15 protein-coding genes are annotated in these 19,097 nt (G+C 40.5%); 7 read left to right on the top strand and 8 right to left on the bottom strand.

From position 1 onward, the window contains the following. Positions 1–205 precede the first annotated feature (205 nt). Positions 206–772 carry a pentapeptide repeat-containing protein gene (locus B4A24_RS13410; protein WP_293945596.1) on the bottom strand — a complete coding sequence of 189 codons (567 nt, stop codon included), beginning with the start codon at positions 770–772 and terminating at the stop codon, positions 206–208. Positions 773–1,077: 305 nt separating this feature from the next. Continuing rightward, complete coding sequence (gene acnA, locus B4A24_RS13415; protein WP_293945597.1) at positions 1,078–3,846, bottom strand: aconitate hydratase AcnA; 2,769 nt, start codon at positions 3,844–3,846, stop codon at positions 1,078–1,080. 368 nt (positions 3,847–4,214) lie between these two features. Here acnA and B4A24_RS13420 point away from each other — a divergent pair, with 368 nt between their 5' ends. The 4 genes from B4A24_RS13420 to B4A24_RS13435 all read left to right on the top strand — a co-directional run bounded on the left by B4A24_RS13420 (position 4,215) and on the right by B4A24_RS13435 (position 8,203). Continuing rightward, a complete protein-coding gene (locus B4A24_RS13420; protein WP_293945598.1) occupies positions 4,215–4,751 on the top strand; it encodes a TlpA family protein disulfide reductase in 537 nt (178 codons plus the stop codon). A 115-nt stretch (positions 4,752–4,866) separates the two neighbouring features. Beyond that, a complete protein-coding gene (gene metA / locus B4A24_RS13425) occupies positions 4,867–5,811 on the top strand; it encodes a homoserine O-acetyltransferase MetA (protein WP_293945599.1) in 945 nt (314 codons plus the stop codon). A gap of 72 nt (positions 5,812–5,883) precedes the next feature. After that, positions 5,884–6,093: a hypothetical protein gene (locus B4A24_RS13430; RefSeq protein ID WP_293945600.1), complete on the top strand. Its 210-nt coding sequence runs from the start codon at positions 5,884–5,886 to the stop codon at positions 6,091–6,093. A 106-nt stretch (positions 6,094–6,199) separates the two neighbouring features. Then, a complete protein-coding gene (locus tag B4A24_RS13435) occupies positions 6,200–8,203 on the top strand; it encodes a M13 family metallopeptidase (protein ID WP_293945601.1) in 2,004 nt (667 codons plus the stop codon). A gap of 59 nt (positions 8,204–8,262) precedes the next feature. Here B4A24_RS13435 and B4A24_RS13440 read toward each other — a convergent pair whose 3' ends face one another. The 6 genes from B4A24_RS13440 to B4A24_RS13465 all read right to left on the bottom strand — a co-directional run bounded on the left by B4A24_RS13440 (position 8,263) and on the right by B4A24_RS13465 (position 13,673). Further along, a complete protein-coding gene (locus B4A24_RS13440; RefSeq protein WP_293945602.1) occupies positions 8,263–9,477 on the bottom strand; it encodes an MFS transporter in 1,215 nt (404 codons plus the stop codon). A gap of 159 nt (positions 9,478–9,636) precedes the next feature. Further along, complete coding sequence (locus B4A24_RS13445) at positions 9,637–10,596, bottom strand: bifunctional metallophosphatase/5'-nucleotidase (RefSeq protein WP_293945603.1); 960 nt, start codon at positions 10,594–10,596, stop codon at positions 9,637–9,639. Further along, positions 10,574–11,335, bottom strand: coding sequence for a 5'-nucleotidase C-terminal domain-containing protein (locus B4A24_RS13450; RefSeq protein ID WP_293945604.1), 762 nt, complete (start codon positions 11,333–11,335; stop codon positions 10,574–10,576). The genes B4A24_RS13445 and B4A24_RS13450 overlap by 23 nt, the downstream gene beginning before the upstream one ends. 155 nt (positions 11,336–11,490) lie before the next feature. Then, positions 11,491–12,558: an EamA family transporter gene (locus B4A24_RS13455; RefSeq protein WP_293945605.1), complete on the bottom strand. Its 1,068-nt coding sequence runs from the start codon at positions 12,556–12,558 to the stop codon at positions 11,491–11,493. Positions 12,559–12,576: 18 nt separating this feature from the next. Further along, a complete protein-coding gene (locus B4A24_RS13460) occupies positions 12,577–13,050 on the bottom strand; it encodes an Lrp/AsnC family transcriptional regulator (RefSeq protein WP_293945606.1) in 474 nt (157 codons plus the stop codon). A gap of 182 nt (positions 13,051–13,232) precedes the next feature. Then, positions 13,233–13,673, bottom strand: a complete 441-nt coding sequence (locus B4A24_RS13465) for an FUSC family protein (protein ID WP_293945607.1) — start codon at positions 13,671–13,673, stop codon at positions 13,233–13,235. A gap of 358 nt (positions 13,674–14,031) precedes the next feature. On the opposite strand from B4A24_RS13465, the gene B4A24_RS13470 reads away from it, so the two are divergent. From B4A24_RS13470 to B4A24_RS13480, 3 genes are all read left to right on the top strand, one after another. Continuing rightward, positions 14,032–16,857, top strand: a complete 2,826-nt coding sequence (locus B4A24_RS13470; protein WP_422663678.1) for an FAD-binding and (Fe-S)-binding domain-containing protein — start codon at positions 14,032–14,034, stop codon at positions 16,855–16,857. A 94-nt stretch (positions 16,858–16,951) separates the two neighbouring features. Then, positions 16,952–17,602, top strand: a complete 651-nt coding sequence (locus B4A24_RS13475; protein WP_293945609.1) for a hypothetical protein — start codon at positions 16,952–16,954, stop codon at positions 17,600–17,602. A gap of 244 nt (positions 17,603–17,846) precedes the next feature. Next, on the top strand, positions 17,847–19,085 hold the full coding sequence (locus tag B4A24_RS13480) for a DUF763 domain-containing protein (RefSeq protein WP_312400013.1): 1,239 nt from the start codon (positions 17,847–17,849) through the stop codon (positions 19,083–19,085). Positions 19,086–19,097 lie beyond the last annotated feature (12 nt).

The following is a 19,097-nucleotide window of genomic DNA, read 5'->3' on the forward strand; positions in this document are numbered from 1 at the left end:
AATAATTTGCTTTTAGCGGTGAGGAAACGGTCATGAGCTTGTATGCACAAAGTATAATTGCCATTGTAAGCGCATGATAGGTTCATCTACCTAAAATTAATAGGCAAATATGATGATTTAAGATAAGCTCTTTTATCCCTGAAATCCGTTATTTAGCCGATTGTTGATTAAGAACATTTGCCGTACGCAATGCTAAAAATTCCGCTCAGTCGATCAGCAATTGATATTTAGCTAACAGGCCCGGTAGTTGCTCCGGTTCGAATTTACTTTTTTTCATCCGATTGGCTTCGGGATCCATTTGGATATGAACCGAAGTCCGAAAGTCACAGCCTTCCAGATTGCATTGCTCAAACCGCGCGTTCAGGAAGTTACAATCTTTAAAGATGGCCTGTTGGAGGTTGGCTTTTTCAAAATCAACATGTTGCAATGAACACTGTTCAAATTTGAATTTCTTCATATTACGTTCAAAAAAAGAAGCATAATCCAGTGTGGTATTCTTCATTTCGATATGAAAAGAGAATGAACTACATTCGTTGAACTGTATACCTAACATCTTGCAGTCCTGAAAAATGACATGATCCAATTGTGTTCCTTTTAATTTTATATTGGATAAATTACAGGATTTAAATTCACAATTTGTAAACATCAGATCAACCATTGCGGCGTTTTGGAAATCGCAATACTCAAATGTGCATTTATAAAATTCTGTAATTTGCTGTAATTCTTTGTTGAAGTTTACATTCGAAATAGTCTGCTCTACCAGTTCTTCCATGATTTGTTTGTCTACGTAAATATCGGGATTGACCGCAGACGAAAATACATTTTTATCATTGATAATGGAAGTATAACCGATTTAATCCCTTACATTGCCCCGAGGCCAAAAATGGCTGACTTCAGGGAGAAAAATCCCTTATTATGGGATGTAACTTTGGCAAGTCGCCAAGCGTCCTTTTGTGTTGGCGAGAAATAGTTGTCTAAATAGAACTCTGGTAGGTTTTTATATAGGTTGTGAAAGGGGCGCGATATATCGTGCCCCGTTTTATTTGCAAATTCGGTGTTGGTCAATAAGGCACCAAATTAATTGTTTTTTAAATATTGCCTTAATACATACTGTAAAATACCGTCATTTTTAAAGTATTCGATTTCGATAGCCGAATCCAGTCTTGCTCTGACCTGAAACGTGATTGTTTTTCCATTTTCGTGAACAGCTTTTACATCTAAAAGTTTATGCGGTGTTAGCTCATTCGCCAGGCCGGTGATGGTATAGGTTTCAGTACCGTCAAGTCCCAGCTTTTCGGCATTCTCTCCATTGATAAAGACAAGCGGTGCTACTCCCATACCCACCAGATTGCTTCGATGTATACGTTCAAAGCTTTCGGCAATCACCGCCCGTACACCAAGGAGAAATGTGCCTTTGGCTGCCCAATCCCGGGAAGATCCTGAACCGTATTCTTTTCCGGCCAAAACGATCAGCGGCGTATTGGTTTTTCGATATTCCATTGCTGTATCATAGACTGTTTTTACTTCATTTGTTGGGAAATACCGGCTGAAACCACCTTCCTGATCGGTAATTTTGTTCTTAATGCGCACGTTGGCAAAGGTTCCACGCATCATCACTTCATGATTACCACGTCTAGAACCATAAGAGTTGAAATCTTCTCTATTCACCTGATGGGCTTTTAGGTATTTTCCGGCTGCGGTATCTTCTTTAAAAGAACCTGCCGGCGATATATGGTCGGTTGTAACAGAGTCCCCTAAATAAAGCAATACTCGGGCATTTTGGATGTCCTCGATGGGCTGTGGAACTGCCTGTAAGTTTTCAAAAAAAGGGGATTCTTTGATGTAGGTTGAGTTATTGTCCCATTGATAATTCTGGTCAAGGTTGACTGCCAGATCTTGCCAGTCCGTAGATCCGTCAAAAATAACGTCATATACTTCCTGAAAATCAGATTGTTTGACGCATTCGTTAACTGTTTTGGTGATTTCTTCGCGGCTTGGCCAGATATCTTTTAAATAAACCGGTTGGCCATTTGGATCATAGTCCAATGGTTCTTCCATTAGATTGATATCCACTCGACCTACAAGGGCATAGGCAACAACCAACATTGGAGACATCAAAAAGTTCATTTTTACCTGCGGATGTACACGTGCTTCAAAGTTTCTATTTCCTGACAGTACCGAGGCAACAATCAATTCCCCTTTCTCCACTGCTTCAGCAATTTGGGGTGGGAGTGGTCCGGAGTTTCCAATACAGGAAGTGCAACCATAACCTACGGTGTGAAATCTTAGCGCATCAAGATCTGCATTCAGGCCTGATCTTTCCAGATATTGGGTTACTACTTTTGAACCCGGGGCTAATGAGGTCTTCACCCAGGATTTTGTGCGCAAACCGCGTTCGATCGCATTTCTGGCCAATAGACCCGCACCAATCATCACAGTCGGATTAGAGGTATTGGTGCAACTGGTTATGGCGGCAATAGCAATACTGCCGTCGCTGACAATATATTCCTTGTGATTGTGTTTGATGCGTACGGCATGTATGGACTCTGAAATAACTTCATGGGGAGAAGCATGTTCAACCGGAACTTTTCCAAAAGTAAATTCGGTCCCCGACCCACCATCTGCCAGCCAGGCTGATTCCGAACGCTGTGGCATGGGAATATATTGCCTATGGTGTTCGCTATCTAACAGCTGTGAAAACTTATGGTTTAGATCCTTGACCAAAATTTTGTCTTGTGGGCGCTTGGGGCCTGAGACCGTTGGTTCTAGTGTGTTTAGGTCAAATTCCACTACCGAAGAGTAGGAGATCTGTTCCTTTCCCGTGCGCCAGAGCAAATTGCGCTTACAATATTCTTCGACAATTTTAATTTCCTGTTCAGTTCGATTGGTACTGTGCATATATTCCAGCGTACGGTCATCTATGGGGAAATAGGTGACTGTACAGCCAAATTCGGGCGACATGTTGGATATGGTGGCGCGGTCTGTCACTGATAGTGTATCCAATCCTTCTCCAAAGACCTCGACAAATTTTCCGACAACTCCCTTATCGCGTAAGATTTTTGTAATCGAAAGAACCATATCAGTTGCGGTACAGATATCCGGAATTTTGCCTGTAAGTTTGAGTCCGATTACTTCCGGACAGGTGAAGAAGATGGGTTGTCCCAGCATGGCGGCTTCAGCTTCAATGCCACCCACACCCCAGCCCAGAACACCGATACCATTCACCATTGGCGTATGTGAATCGGTACCCACCAAGGTGTCCGGAAAAAGCCAATTATCACGGGCGATAACTCCCTTGGCAAGATATTCTAAGTTTACCTGATGGCAGATTCCCATTCCCGGCGGTACGACAGTGAAATTTTTTAAACCTTTTTGCGCCCATTTTAAAAGCTCATAACGCTCCCGGTTGCGCTCATATTCCAATTCGACATTTTTGTCGTAGGAGTATTCTGTTCCAAAATAATCCACCTGCACGGAATGGTCAATCACCAGATCAACTGGAATTGCCGGATTGATCTTCTGTCCATCCTTGCCATGTCGAATAAATTCAGCCCTTAAGGAAGCCATGTCCACAACAGCAGGAACGCCCGTAAAATCCTGCATCAGAATGCGTGCCGGCTTAAATGGAATATCTTTATCAACGGGTTGTGGAGACCAGCCGATCAATGTGCTGACATGTTCATCCGTTATACTAAATCCATCATGATTACGTAATACATTTTCCAGAAGAATTCGGATACTGAATGGGAGATGCTCAATATTACCTTCTGGTAGATCCCTTAGGGAGCTATACTGATACACTCTTCCATCGATTTCGATTTCCTGAATTGATTTTTCCTTGCTCATATTGATTTACTTATTATATACTATATAATAACCATATCCGTAAATTTGTTTGTAATAACTTTTAGACATATTATTTCTTTCAGTTGTTGAACTGCACAAAAGCAGCCGTTCGGATCAGGAAAACTCGGATCTATATTTTATTCGGATTAAATGTTTGTTAGTTGATTATATTGTATAGTCTCAAGATTTAATTCTTTTAATCAGACGGTTTTTAAACCGTTTGGTATCCGCGGAACGATAAAATTGGCGGATCAACCGGAGCCAGCGTTGCGTTGGAGAACGCTGATATTAATTTGTTTTGTACGAAAGGTACAATCATTTGCCAGATCAGACGTTTAAGTTAATGTCCTTTTATTGGAGAAAACAAGATGAAAATAAAAAATACATTCAGATTGATTGCCGCTAGCTTATTGCTTTCTATACCATTTGTCCACACAGCGTCCAGTTATGCGCATCCCGGAGAACAAAAGGAAAAAACAGTCCTGTTAAACAAGAATGCGGAGGTTAGCTTTAAAGACAGCAAGGGAAATGTTGTTTCGTTAAATCAGCTCAAAGACAAGGTTGTTCTGATCAATCTTTGGGCGACATGGTGCTCACCCTGTCTGGCTGAAATGCCTTCTCTGGACAAGCTGTATAAGGATTTTCGGGGGAATAGCAAAATCGTTTTTTTGTCCGTGGATGTTGACGGTAATCTGAAATCTTCAGCGAAGTTTCTAAAAAAGCGGAAGTATAGTCTTCCGGTCTATCAACTGAATTCAGCATTGCCAAAAGAATGGAGTACGACAAGCATACCGACCACCATTATCCTGGATAAAGCGGGCAAATTGGTCAACAAGCATGTTGGCGGGATGAACTTCGGATCAGTGAAGTTTAGAAAGGCCTTAAAACAATTAAGTGAAGAATAAGTTGGAAGGTAATTGAATCTGCTCATTCGGTGCAAACTTAAATTTGCGGATTCATTTATTATTCTGCCATTTTCTTGCTAATTTTGCATGCTAATTGTATAAGGAGAAATTATATATGCCAGTCAAACTTCCTAATAACCTTCCTGCGATAGAACTTTTAAAAAAGGAGAATATCTTTGTTATGAGTGACCTGAGAGCAAATGAGCAGGATATTAGACCATTACGTGTTTTGGTCCTTAATCTGATGCCGCTTAAGATCACAACGGAGACCGATTTTATTCGTTTACTTTCCAATAATCCTTTACAGGTTGAGATGGAGTTTCTTCGATTGGAAACCCATGTGTCTAAAAACACCCCTGAGGAACACCTAGAGATGTTTTATAAAAGCCTAAGTGAAGTGAAAGAAAACTTTTACGACGGTATGATCATCACGGGAGCGCCTGTGGAAATGGTTCGATTTGAGGAGGTTACCTATTGGGATGAGATCCAGACAATCTTTGACTGGGCAAGAACACACGTAACGTCGAGCTTATATATCTGTTGGGCTTCACAGGCTGCGTTATACCATTTCTATGAGGTTGAGAAAAAACCTTTGGAAGAAAAGCTTTTTGGTGTATTCAAACATACGGCGCTCGACAAAAGACATCCATTATTCCGTGGATTTGACGATGAGTTTTTTATTCCGCATAGCCGGCATACCACTATTGAGAAAGAAGATTTGCTTACTAAAAACGGTGTAGAAATTCTTTCTGAATCTCCCGAAGCTGGCATTGCAATCGCATCTTCCCGTGGCGGGCGTGAGTTTTATCTGACCGGTCATTCCGAGTACGCACCTTTTACATTGGATGAAGAATATAAAAGAGATTTAGAAAAAGGCCAGACCATACGTATGCCAGCGAACTATTATCGTGATGACAATCCTGACAATCAACCTTTGGTACGATGGACGAGTCATGCGAACCTATTATTCAATAATTGGCTTAACTATTTTGTCTACCAAGAGACCCCTTTTGATTTAAAAGACGTCGTTCACCTGGGAGAAATCAGGCAGAAGGACTGAACACAAATTTTATCCTAAGCAAACAAAATAGGTCGACGGAGCATTCTATCTATATAAAGTAAAGTAGGTCGTATGAAAAGAATGTCTGTACTATTTTGTCTGCTCTCTTTCTTTGTGTCGCTATATGCGAACGTACCAATTGAGGAAAATCAAAAGCTCAGAGAGGCAAACGGCACCTTATGGTATGCCAATCCATGGATTTGGCTGGGCGGTGTGGCGCTGTTTCTGATTATCTTCCTTCTTCTTCTCCGTAAATCGACGAGAAACAAGACGCAGACATAATGTAATATATATTATTTTAGTTGTCCGCAAAACTATGTTCTGTGTTAAGGACAATAGCAAAACTTTTCTTAAGTTTGTGTGGATAGATAACAAACTAAAATATCATATGAAGAGAAATATACTGTTAGCAGCTTTGCTGGCATGCGGTTCTTTGACCGGTTATGCCCAAAATAATGCGATCAATGTAGACTACATGGATAAAACCGTTCGTCCGCAGGATGATTTCTACAATTTTGTAAATGGTCAGTGGATGAAGACCGTTAAGATACCATCCGATAAAGCGCGCTGGGGATCTTTTGATGAATTACGTGAGAATACAGATGTTGCCACGCTGAAAGTGTTGCAGGAATCATTGTCCGGGCAGTTTGCAAAAGGCACAGATAACCAGAAGATCGGGGATCTGTACAGATCTTTTGTAGACATGAAGACACGCGATAAACTTGGTTTGGCACCTGTTCAGCCATATTTGACTAAAATCAATGCAATAAGGAATTTTGATGACCTTTATAAATATCTGGTAGAGGTTGCACCCATAGGAGGTAATCCATTTTTTGGCGGATATGTCTATGCTCACCTCAAAAATTCTACTGTCAATACCGTTTATTTGGGTGGTGGAAGTCTAGGTTTAGGCCGTTCTTATTACCAGGTAAAGGATCAAAAAAATGAGGAAACATTAAAAGACTATTCAAATTATATTTCGGCACTTTATGCCAAGTCAGGTCAACGCACGAGAGATCTTAAAGGGCCTAAAATTGTCGCTTTTGAAAAAGAGCTGGCTGCTAATCTAAAAACTGTTGAGCAGTCACGTGATGCTAATGGTCGTTACAATCCTGTAGCGGTTGCCGATCTGAAAAAGATGGTAAAAAACGTCGATATTGCTAAATATCTAAGCGATGTTGGATTTAAAGTGGATACTGTTATTGTTCCAGAGCTAAAATATTATGAAAATTTAGATAAGATCTTCAATCCAGAAAACCTTCCTGTTATTAAGGATATTTTGACATTTCATGTGTTAAATACAGCAGCGTCTTATACCACACAGGAATTAAATGATTTATCTTTTGATTTTTGGGGCCGTAAGCTGAAAGGGCAGAAAGAGCAACGTGCATTGGATAAACGGGGAGTCGAGTTTGTGAATTCCATTGCAGGAGAACTCTTAGGAAAGCTCTATGTGAAGGAAAATTTTCCACCGCAAGCGAAAGCTGATGCGGAAGAGTTAGTCAGTTATCTTGTAAAAGCATTTGGACAACATATCAATGGTTTAACATGGATGTCCGCAGACACAAAAGTGAAGGCGCTTGAAAAACTGTCGAAGTTTAAAGTGAAGATCGGTTATCCGGATAAATGGAAAGATTATAGCAAACTTGATGTTAGCACTTCGCTTTACGATAATGTCTTATCATCCAGCAAGTGGTCTTTTTATGAAAACTTAGCAAAGCAAGGCAAACCGGTCGATAAATCCGAATGGGGAATGACGCCGCAGACTGTCAATGCCTATTACAGCCCCTTGTTTAATGAAATCGTATTTCCTTCGGCTATCCTTCAACCTCCATTCTACGATTACAAAGCGGATGCAGCTGTAAATTTTGGTGGTATTGGTGCCGTTATAGGGCATGAGCTATCGCATGGCTTCGACGACCAAGGAGCCAAGTACGACGGAAATGGAAACTTGAATAACTGGTGGACCGATGGCGATAAGGCTAAATTTGAAGCTGCAGCAGACGCCCTAGTGAAACAATTTGAAGCTTATGAACCAGTTCCTGGAGTTTTTGTAAATGGCCGTTTCACTTTAGGTGAAAATATTGGTGATTTGGGTGGTTCTTCTGTTGCCTTTGATGCTTTGCAGCTTTATTTAAAAGATAAAGGAAATCCTGGTTTGATTGATGGATTTACACAAAACCAACGTTTTTTCCTTTCTTGGGCAACTATTTGGAGAACGAAAACAACGGATGAGTTTGTTGTGAATCAGGTAAAAACAGATCCGCATTCTCCCGCGCAGTATCGTGCTTTCGCACCGATTATCAATTTAGATGCGTTCCATGATGCCTGGGAAACGAAAAATGGCGACAAGATGTTTGTTCCTATGGACAAACGTATTAAGATCTGGTAGGAAAATCTCCGGATCTTATTGATAAACAACAAGGGGGCATTNNAATGCCCCCTTGTTGTTTATCGCATCCACTTCAGCACAAGGTAAAAACCAAGTCCCGTGAAGGATAATGTTAGTGCTGTTGCCCACCAAAGTGTGGTGAAACCAAAGGAGTCAACAATGGAAGTCCCAAGCAGTGGCGAAAAAATATTTGCTGCGGAGAATGCCAGGGAATTGAAACCCATATATGCGCCTTGTGTTTTTGGGGTAGAGCGGTTAACGGATACAGTAGCCATAAATGGTAATGTCAGCATCTCACCGAGGCCAAAAATAAAGAAGGTGAAATATAACCAGCCAAGTCCGCCCATATAATTCAGCATGGCATATGAACTGGCACATAGAAATGTACCAAACACCAAGGTGCTGATCAGTGAAAACCTCTTTTCGGCGACATGAACAACAAACATCTCCAGTAAAACAATCACAAAACCGCTCCAGCCCAATAGGAATCCGATCTGATGGTCATCCAAGCGATGTACTTCGCGGTAGAATATCGGCAAGGTTGTAATTAACTGGAAAAAGCAAAATGAAAAAATACAGCAGAAGATATTGAATAACACAAAGGGAACATCCGTATAGGGGTTGCGGCTTTGGTTTGCTACCTCGCTGTGCACCAAAGCGTCTTTTTTTGCTTTAACATCCGTTCTTTTTTGTCTTTTGTTAAAAAAGATAAAGAAAATTACTGCTGCACATAGCACGGCAAAGGAGTTTCCATAGAAAATCCAGTTAAACGAAATTGTAGCGAGAAAACCGGCAACGGCAGGGCCAATTGAAAAGCCCAGGTTGATAGCCAGTCTGTTTAGTGAAAAGGCACGGGTTATATTTTCAGGCTTCGCATAGCTGGCCACTGAAACAGAATTCGCTGGTCTAAATGCGTCAAAAATCAGACTTAGCGTAAAGATCATGATGGACAGGGATTGAACTTCTTTAAAATAGGGGATTAATAGAAATAAGGGGGAAGCCAATACCAAGCTCCCGAATTGCACCTTAAAGCTGCCGATCCGATCTGTTAGCCATCCGCCGATATAAGAGCCGCATACAGAGCCTATACCGTAGCTCATCAGGACAATTCCGACTTGCTTAATATCGAAATGAAGTACCTGTGTCATATAAAGTCCCAGGAAGGGGATGACCATACTACCCATTCTATTGATCAACATAACAATGGCCAAAAGCCAGGCTGCCTGCGAAAGGCCTTTAAAAGAATCTAGGTATATGGATATAATTTTTTTCATGCAAATAATTTGCTTTTAGACGGTGTTTATTTTTATAAGCGTTTTGTTGTCATTCCGATAGAAGGGGCAGCTCGGCCTTATAAAAGCTATAACTCATTTTGATAAAAAAATGCCAAATTGATATTGGTCAATTTGGCATCTATTATAAATTGATAACGTTTATGCCAATAGTGACTCTTCGATTGACGGGTTAACCTGATATGTACTTGCTATCAGCTGTTTTTTACCTGAACCGGGTTCCATAATGAAATCAATTCGGCCGAGGTTAATACCTGCAAAGCCCACTTGGTTGATCACTGTCTGCGCTCCTTTTAAATTTGTGACCAAGGTCGGTTCATTTAAAAAAGTATGTGTGTGACCACCGATGATCAAATCAATATCTGATGTTTTGGAGGCAAGTACCAGATCTGAAACCTTATCATTCTCATATTGATATCCAAGGTGTGAAAGACAGATTATAAGATCGCACTTATGTTTTTCCTTTAGGATTTTAACAATTTTGTTCGCGATTTCGATTGGATCCAGATAACTCATACCCTTATAATTATTGGGATCTACCAGACCTTCGATATCAACACCTAGCCCAAATACACCTATTTTAATACCGCCTTTATGGAAAATGGTATAATCTTGTGTCCTTCCTTCGAGCACAGTGCCTTTAAAATCGTAGTTAGCGGTCAGAAAAGGGAATTTGGCGTGATCCAGATATTTTACGAGCCCGTCCAGACCATTGTCAAACTCGTGATTACCAAAAGTCCCGGCATCATATCCTAATTTCGTCATGAGGTCCAATTCCAATTTACCTCCAAAAAGATTAAAATATGGTGTTCCCTGAAACATATCGCCGGCATCCAGCAACAGGAGGTTCTTTTCTTCCTTACGGATTTTATTGATCAATGTGCTGCGGCGAGCCACGCCTCCCAGTCCCTGGTACTTACCACCGTCCATTGGAAAGGGTTCAATTCGGCTATGCACGTCGTTCGTATGTAAAATGGTCAATTTGATCTTTTTACGTTCTGCCGCCGCCTGAAAAGGTAATGAACCCAAAGCAAGTGCTGCAGCAATTCCACCGGCTTGCTTGATAAACGTTCTCCGATTAATTGATTTTAATTCTTCCATCTAATTTCGCATTTACTTGTTTACCTGCTTTTGTTAATTCACTTACATATCCTATCAAACCTTCGCGCATCCGTTGGGTGTAGTTGGTTCTGGAGACCGATTGCGTTAATAACACGAGGTTATCACCACCATTGGCAAGGTAATCATAGGTGACCAGTTTGTATAATTTATTGTCATCGATGGGCTGTCCTTTAATTTTGACGTCCTGCGCTTTATTGTCTGTTATCGTCAAGGTCATACCTGCAATGGGTTGGCCATGGGTGGCTGCGATATAATCAGCAAGCTGACGTATTTGACCGCCTTTTAGTTCAAGAATCGTTAATGTATTTTCAAATGGCATTACTTCAAAGATATGGCCAATAGTGATATTTCCAGCCTTGAGATCGTTACGGATTCCTCCTTTGGTCGCAAAGGCCAGGTCTGCAGGATTATGGGCATAATGCTCACTCATCCATAATAAGGCTTCACAAAAGAAGTTTCCCATTAATGTTTCAGGAGTTTTCTCTTTTGTGAGGGCCTTGTCGGCGTGTCCGATAACGCGGTTCATTTCAGCTTCCATCTTTTGCTTGAACGGCTCATAGATGGAAACGACAGTAGGGTCTGCTTGTACATCCTTATTAATATGATATTGCTGAAAATCCTTCTGTGTAGGGTGGAGTTGCTTTGAGCAACCAGTGACCATCAAAAGCGAAGCGACTCCAAGACTACCGATAAAGGCAATTTGCTTTGATATATTCATTATAGTTAGTTTAACCAAATATTGGGGCAAAGTTAGCCAATTAAATACGAAGAAATCTTATTCCTTACGCGCTAATTTTGCCAAAAACATAAAAACAATAAAAGCTTAACATAAATCTACGTTAAGCTTTATCATATAATTAGAAAAATAACAACCTAGTGAACCAATTCTGCCTCAGGAAGATCATCTATGGGAGTTTGACGGTCATTATTTTTCGTCAATGTATCCAATGTGTTTCCTTGTAGGACCTTTTTGTTTTTATTTTTTGCTGATAGTTTGGTGCGGTAAGCTTTCCAATTCATCAGTAAAACAGAAAACAAAATAACTGCCAAACCTACAATCTGCAAGGGCGTCACGGCATGTGAAGTGAAAAAATGACTTAATATTAACGCAATGATCGGATTCACATAGGCATAAGTACTTACTTCCATCGCTGGGCGCACCTGTAAAAGCCAAATGTAGGAGCTAAATGCGAGGATAGAACCAAATGTGATCAAATAGCCTAAATTGAACCAGTCGACAGGAGCGACGCTGCTTAATTCAAATGATGCGTACTCGCCCGTGAAAAGTGCCGTGATATTAAAAAGAAAACCTGCGGTGACCATCTGCCAAGCTGTTTTGACCATAACATGTAAGTCTTCTTTTTCTTGTGCTTCTGATTTTTTGAAATATTTAGATGCTAAAGAACCTACTGTCCATGCAATGGAGCCCAATACCAAAATACATAAAGCAATGATCTTCAAATTTCCATTAACATTGTCGTTGGATGCCATAATCTGTTCGGCAAATAGCATAACGACTCCAACGAATCCAAGCATAACCCCGGCTACCGTTGTAATGCTGCTAAAATTCTCCTTCCATTTGGGTTTGTCGAGCAAAATAAACCAGATTGCTGCTGCTGCTGCGATTATTGCAGCCACTCCACCGGATACATATTGCTCCGCCCAGATGACACCGGCCATATCGACAAACAAAAGGAGAAATCCGACAAAGGCAGCTTCTAATATGGAACGTTTATTAAATAATTTATAACCTTTTATTGCACAATAGCTCATCAGGATCGCACTTGCGGTAACAAATCGAAACGATCCCAATATAAACGGTGGAAAACTATGCAACGCTTTTTCTATAAAAAAGAAGGTTGACCCCCATACTACGTAAATTATAAAATAAGCAACTACAACCATCAGTGGGCTTGCAGCTTTTTTGTGTCCTTGCAACATAATTAAACCTCCTTTCTATTATTCAGGTATAACAACCTGTTGATCTTCTTTTACCGTCTGAAGTACGATTGTGGTACGTGTGGAAATTATTCCTTCTACCTTACTTAATGTATTACGCATTAAATCCACTAAACCTGTCGAATCAGGTGTTCTCACCTTGATAAGATAACCATCATCTCCGGCAATGTCGTGTACTTCCTGCACTTCGGGGATTTCAGCGAGAGCAAGACCCACACGTTGTTCGCCGATAATATCATTTGCTTTGATGAAAATAAATGATAAAAGTTTTTGATCAACAGCAGCTGGGTTGATTTTGGCGCTATATTTTAAGATTACATCTTTTTGTTCAAGCTTTTTAACGCGTTCCAGTATTGCTGAAGGAGCCATACCTAACTCTCTAGCAATATCAGCATTGTTGATACGCCCGTTATCCTGCATCAAACGGAGGATTTTGTAATCCACCTGATCTAAATTATATTCTACTTTTGTCATTTCGACTGCAAAGGTAAATAAAAAAGTATAATATTCAAAATATATGTATTGATTATGAATATTATTCTGTGTACTACGTTTTATTAATGAATATTATTCGATTAAGATGGGTGGTTATACTTGGGATTAGATTTAATTTATTGGGTATTAATAAGTTGTGAAAGTGTTTTGGCCTATGATAATCAACAATTATACCGATTTCTTAATTCAATAATAATATTTCGGGTAGATAAGATGACGCCCAATCCAATCAAACACCCTACGCAAACACAGCCAAAACGGTCCAGGGCCGCAAAATAGGAACGACTTTCTTGCTCATGTAAATAAACTATAATTAGCGCGACCATAGAAGTGCGCGCCACAGCCATAATATTCAGTATCTTGCAAATGCAGAGCGAAGCAAGCATGCCGATAATCATCGCATAAAGCTGCGGGATCGGGACGAAGTATAAACTAAGTCCAATAGCTGATCCAATAAAATTTGATTTTGCGCGATCAATAGCAATTTTTTTTGACTCATTTTCTTGAGGAGATATGACCAAGATAATTGAAATAAGAGTCCAGGACACAGAATATTCCGGAAAGGATACAAATAGCATATAGCCGAGTAAAAATCCCAGCATTACCCGAATCGTATATATAATAAAATCTGAATGTAATGTGTATCGAAGGATGAGATTACGCATATAACAAAGAAGACGTTAATTCATTAAATCGTGTTGCTATTGCAAAAATACAAGCAAATGATGAAGACACGAAATAAAATTCGGGTTTGTTGCATTTTGTGTTTGCGTTTTTATGCGTTTTCTTGAAAAGAATTGTATATTTCTTGCAATTGTTGCTTTTTCCGAAGGGAAATTTAATTAAATTTGTTTTCTATATTAAAAAGCAAATTCAGTGAAAGATCAGAATCAATTAGCCTTATTGGCAGCTCAACTGAAAGGTGAGTTGTACTATACAGATGAAGCATTACATCAAACCATGTTGCTTGCCTATTCGACGGATGCCTCGGTGTACCAGGAGAAGCCGTTGGCCGTGGCTATTCCATCTGATATAAATGATATAAAGAACCTGATTGATTTTGCCCGTGCAAACCAAACAACATTAGTTCCGCGTGCCGCCGGTACATCGTTGGCGGGACAAGTTGTTGGAAATGGTATTATCATGGATATATCCCGTCATTTTAACCGTATCCTCGAATTGAATGTACAGGAGAAATGGGTTCGTGTGGAACCAGGTGTCATTCGTGATGATTTAAACAGCTACCTTAAACCTTTTGGCTTGATGTTTGGTCCCGAAACCTCTACCGCTAGCCGGGCCATGATCGGGGGGATGATCGGCAATAATTCTTCTGGTCTTCATTCGATTGTTTGGGGTGATACGCGGAACAACGTCATTGCGGCAAATGTACTTCTAGATGATAAATCCGAAGTAAGCTTTACTTCGCTTGACGAGAAAAGTTATTTCAAAAAACTTTTACAGACAGATCGTGAGGGGGATATCTATCGCCAAATGAATGACTTGTTAACAGATCCTCAAAATCTGGCAGATATTGATGCGGGTTATCCCAAGCGTTCGATTACCAGACGAAACACAGGTTATGCGCTGGACATTCTGAGTGATCGACATCAACCTTTTAATATGTGTAATCTTTTGGCGGGTTCGGAGGGTACTTTGGCGATTGTCACTGAGGCAAAGCTACGCTTGATGGATTTACCACCGAAAGAATTGGGCCTATTATGTGTTCATTTTTCCGATATGGTCGAATGTATGCGTGGTAATGTGATCGCATTGAACCATAAGCCGGAGGCTTCGGAGCTGGTGGATAAATATATTATGGATTTTACGGTTGGTCACCCTACTTATCAATATAATCGTTTTTTTATAGAAGGAGATCCGCAGGCATTATTAATCGTCGAGTTCAGAGGTGATACTTTAGCCGCGACCGAAGCTAAAGCCATGGCTTTAAAGGCTGAACTGATCGAAAGAGGATTAGGCTATGCTTATCCATTTATAACTGGAACCGAACAAACGAATTTAGTCTGGGATGTTAGAAAAGCGGGACTTGGCCTTATCCGTAATCTCCCGGGTGATAGTCAGCCTGTAAACTTAATCGAAGACTGTGCGGTTTCTCCGGAAGACCTGCCGGAATATGTCAGCGATATTCAGAAGCTATTGATCGAAGAAGGCGTACATGCCTCTTATTACGCGCATGCTGGAGCCGGTGAACTGCATATTGAACCTTTTGTCAATCTGAAAACAGAAGAAGGTAAACGCACTTTCCGCTCCATACTGGAAAAAACAAGTGACCTGGTTTTAAAGTATAATGGATCATTAAGCGGAGAGCACGGTGATGGGCGTTTACGAGGCGAGTTTATTGGTAAGGTACTTGGCGAAAAGGTCTATAAGCTTTTGGAAGAAGTCAAGGTCATTTTTGATCCACTGGGGATTTTTAATGCCAATAAAATTGTCAACACACCGCCAATGGATGCCCATCTGCGCTACGATAACGACAAGAATAGAACGACTATAAAAACATATTTCGATTTTTCGAAAGATGAATCTATCTTGCGTTTAGCGGAAAAATGCTCGGGATCGGGCGATTGTCGAAAAACAGAAATTACTGGCGGTACCATGTGTCCTTCNNCTCGAGATGAGAAGGATACAACACGTGCAAGAGCAAATATGCTACGGCAGTTTTTGACCAATTCCACAAAGAGAAATCGCTTTGATCATGAGGAGATTAAGGAAGTCATGGATTTATGTTTGAGCTGCAAAGGTTGTAAAACAGAATGCCCTTCAAGTGTGGATGTTGCCAAAATGAAAGCAGAATTTTTACAACATTATTACGATGAACACGGCGCTGGTTTTAGGACTAAATTGATTGCCAACTTTACCGACTCTCAAAAACTGGGTTCGCTGGTCGCTCCACTTTACAATTTTGTTGTGAAGAACGATTTCCTGTCCGGTTTGGTTAAGAAAACGGTCGGTTTTGCGCCGAAGCGGTCGCTTCCCACGGTTAATGGAACAACATTGAGCCAATGGGTCAAGAGACAAAAGATAGTACCACAAAAGCGCCGGGTCTACCTATTCTCTGATGAGTTTACGGAATATAATGATGCTGAGATCGGTATTACAGCTTATAAACTACTAACGGCGTTGGGCTATGAGGTGATTATTCCAAAACATGTGCAAAGTGGCCGGACTTTTCTTTCCAAAGGATTTGTCAAAGAAGCCAAGAAAATTGCCAACCAAAACATCAATTTTCTAAAAGATCTGATCACGGACGATATGCCGTTGTTAGGTATTGAGCCATCTGGGATCATTACTTTTAGGGATGAATACTTAAGTCTGGTCGATGAAAATCTCCGTGCTGATGCCCATCGGATTGCTAAAAATGCGCTTATGATTGACGAGTTTCTATTAGCGGAAATTGAGGCTGGCCGTATTTGTCAGGAACAGTTTACTGCCGTTGACAGAAAAATCAAGCTGCATGGACATTGCTACCAAAAGGCTTTTCATTTGGTGGGTGTGACCCAGCAGGTATTGTCCTTTCCGTCAAATTACGCTGTTGAAGTTATTCCCTCAGGTTGCTGTGGGATGGCGGGTTCCTTTGGGTATGAGGCCGAGCACTATGATGTTTCAATGAAAGTGGCTGAACTGGTTTTATTGCCAGCTGTACGCGAAACGGATACAGCAACTTTAATCGCTGCAGCAGGTACTTCGTGCCGGCATCAGATCAAGGATGGTGCTGGAAGAAAATCCTTTCATCCTGTTGAAATTTTATACGAAGCTTTATTGAAATAAAATAAAAACATTGCCAATGGTTGTTTGTTATCAGTAATAATAGTAATATTATAAGAACAATATTTGAATGATTACTGATAATAAACAAATCACCATGTACAAAATTCAATCTATAGCCATTCTTGCCACAGCTACGCTGATGTTGGCTGCTTGTGGAAATTCCAATCAGAAGAAAACTGATGGAAGTGATACTGCGACGACAAATACAATCGAACGGGTGCGCATCGAAAAATTGACAAATGGCACTCCTGGACCCGAAAAAAAGAATTTCTTTTTGCGTATTACGGATGAAGTAAAAACAGATTCGAGCCGTATTTATACAACGAAATCACTTTACAATCAGGATACTGTCGGCGCGAAATTTGAAATTATTGATTTTATACCTGCGGGTATTATTGATGGTCAGCCAAGTGACGACGTCGGATTTACTAAAGGGAAAATTAAAATTACTAGCCTAGGTACGCAATCCAATAATCTAGTCAAAGCCTTGGGTGAATTGTTTCAAATGCCAACCAGCGATGGCTTTACAAAAGACGTAGTATTGCCCAATGTCTTCTCATCCAATAAAATGAATGTTGATTTATCAAAGAAAACTGCGTATAGTTTTAAACTCTTTTTAGAGAATAAAAAAGCAGAACCAGCGGAGTTGTTTTTTAATATAGATACGTATAAGCATGGTATTGAATTTTCCGAAAAAGATCCATCCTTCCGCGCGGGATTGCTATCGGCATTAACTGGAAAGTAAATCGCCAACGAAGGATAACATTGAGTAACTGCCCTGTGTGGGAGCACACTCAATATTGAAATAAAAAAGGCTGGATTAATTCGCTAATTATCCAGCCTTTTTTATTATTCATTCTGTGCGTTGTGAGCTTCTTTAGGTATATTTCCAATTTTATAAATAAAGTGTATAACACAGGTCTCTCGTATCAGCTCGTCTACTTAAAATTTCAGAAAATCTTGTTTGGTCAATAAAAAGAATTACATTTGTGCTAATAAATTTAGTTTTATTTATGGAGCATTCGGGAATAGCGGATTTGCCATTGCACTATGGAAAGGTACCGGCTTGGCTTTATGAGCGGATGAGTTTATTGGGCAAATCCATTGTTGAGGTGATCCTGATGGACTATGGGCAAGATGAGGTGCTCAGGCGCTTGGCAGATCCATTTTGGTTTCAAAGCTTTGGCGCCGTGCTCGGTATGGACTGGCATTCATCGGGTATTACAACATCTGTTATGGGAGCGCTAAAACGCGCTATTAACCCCTGTGCGGATGCATTCGGTCTCTATATATGTGGTGGCAAGGGGAAATTTTCTAAAGGTACACCTCAGGAACTACTTTACCTTGCGGATAAAACTGGTTTGGATGGTAATAGGTTGGTTCGAACAAGCAAGTTGGTAGCAAAAGTAGATAATACAGCGATACAAGATGGTTATCAGTTATATCTTCATAATTTTATTGTGGCTAAAAACGGTCATTGGGCTGTCGTACAACAGGGTATGCACGATTACGATGGAACTGCTCGTCGCTATCATTGGCATTCGGACAAAGTCCGTTCTTTCATTGAAGAACCCCATGCTGGTATCAACGGTTGTCCTCAGGGAATTATTTTAAATTTGACGGCTTCTGGTGCGGCTCCGAACAGAGCTGGCATCATGACTATTGTAAACGAAGATTCTTCTCAAGCATTATTGGACTTTAAAAGGTTAGTGATGCCTTCCCATCATGATGTCCGATCTACAGACGTTGATCTGAAAAGGCTAGGGGCGATGTTGTATGTCGCACGGGAAAATCAACCGCAGAATTTTGAGGAGCTTCTACTGTTAAAAGGAATGGGACCCCGTACATTACAATCGTTGGCACTTGTCAGCGAGGTGATCCATGGTGCTCCTGCACGATTTAAAGATCCGGCACGCTTTTCTTTTGCACATGGTGGAAAGGACGGACATCCTTTTCCCGTTCCTCTGGATATCTATGATCAAAGTATTCAGATCCTACGAAAAGGTATTGAAAAATCAAAGCTGGGCAATAGCGATAAGTTGAAGTCCGTAAATAAACTTCATCAGATTATCTTGGATGCTGAGCATAATTTTATGCCACAGTTTGATATTCAACAAGTAATAGAGGATGAACGTAGGAATTCCTGGAGATATAATGGACGAACGGTACTCGGCCGAGCTAAAGCACCAAAAGATGATAAAACAGGAAAACAGCTTTCATTATTTTGATTACTATCGACA

It is taken from the genome of Sphingobacterium sp. UBA7249 (assembly GCF_002472835.1).
Taxonomy (GTDB): Bacteria; Bacteroidota; Bacteroidia; order Sphingobacteriales; family Sphingobacteriaceae; genus Sphingobacterium; species Sphingobacterium prati.

What these genes read in the sequence shown, in the direction of transcription:
- B4A24_RS13450 (WP_293945604.1), bottom strand. Translation starts at nt 11,335, where the DNA reads ATGAATATATCAAAGCAAATTGCCTTTATCGGTAGTCTTGGAGTCGCT.
- B4A24_RS13455 (WP_293945605.1), bottom strand. Translation starts at nt 12,558, where the DNA reads ATGTTGCAAGGACACAAAAAAGCTGCAAGCCCACTGATGGTTGTAGTT.
- metA (WP_293945599.1), top strand. Translation starts at nt 4,867, where the DNA reads ATGCCAGTCAAACTTCCTAATAACCTTCCTGCGATAGAACTTTTAAAA.
- B4A24_RS13475 (WP_293945609.1), top strand. Translation starts at nt 16,952, where the DNA reads ATGTACAAAATTCAATCTATAGCCATTCTTGCCACAGCTACGCTGATG.
- B4A24_RS13445 (WP_293945603.1), bottom strand. Translation starts at nt 10,596, where the DNA reads ATGGAAGAATTAAAATCAATTAATCGGAGAACGTTTATCAAGCAAGCC.
- B4A24_RS13435 (WP_293945601.1), top strand. Translation starts at nt 6,200, where the DNA reads ATGAAGAGAAATATACTGTTAGCAGCTTTGCTGGCATGCGGTTCTTTG.
- B4A24_RS13440 (WP_293945602.1), bottom strand. Translation starts at nt 9,477, where the DNA reads ATGAAAAAAATTATATCCATATACCTAGATTCTTTTAAAGGCCTTTCG.
- acnA (WP_293945597.1), bottom strand. Translation starts at nt 3,846, where the DNA reads ATGAGCAAGGAAAAATCAATTCAGGAAATCGAAATCGATGGAAGAGTG.
- B4A24_RS13460 (WP_293945606.1), bottom strand. Translation starts at nt 13,050, where the DNA reads ATGACAAAAGTAGAATATAATTTAGATCAGGTGGATTACAAAATCCTC.
- B4A24_RS13465 (WP_293945607.1), bottom strand. Translation starts at nt 13,673, where the DNA reads ATGCTGGGATTTTTACTCGGCTATATGCTATTTGTATCCTTTCCGGAA.
- B4A24_RS13430 (WP_293945600.1), top strand. Translation starts at nt 5,884, where the DNA reads ATGAAAAGAATGTCTGTACTATTTTGTCTGCTCTCTTTCTTTGTGTCG.
- B4A24_RS13420 (WP_293945598.1), top strand. Translation starts at nt 4,215, where the DNA reads ATGAAAATAAAAAATACATTCAGATTGATTGCCGCTAGCTTATTGCTT.
- B4A24_RS13410 (WP_293945596.1), bottom strand. Translation starts at nt 772, where the DNA reads ATGGAAGAACTGGTAGAGCAGACTATTTCGAATGTAAACTTCAACAAA.